Here is a 291-nt window from a genome sequence, read left to right on the forward strand (position 1 = left end):
ACACAACAGCCGTTAAAGCGACGAATACATTCCAAGGCAGTGCAAACGAAAGCATGGTCGACCCGTAACCGGCGATAGCAGCGACTACGAGAAACGTGGCAATGAATCTCCCTTTTGACAGGCGATAGTAAAGAAAAAAGAGCAATTCGACAACAAATAGGCAAGTGAGAAACCAAATGGCCGGGTTGTACGTAAGTTGGTAATTCCCAGGTGTTGACAAAAAGATGCCAACAAATGGATTAATCGGATTGACGTCTTCACCGGCAGTGAAAGGAAAATGTCTTGTCATAC

The 291-nt window shown here is 45.0% G+C and carries 1 pseudogene; it reads right to left on the reverse strand.

Annotated elements, in window-relative coordinates:
• Positions 1-291, reverse strand: a pseudogene (locus CHH91_RS20935) (acyltransferase family protein); the annotation flags it as partial.

It is taken from the genome of Virgibacillus sp. 7505, from assembly GCF_002272135.1.
Taxonomy (GTDB): Bacteria; Bacillota; Bacilli; order Bacillales; family Amphibacillaceae; genus Terribacillus.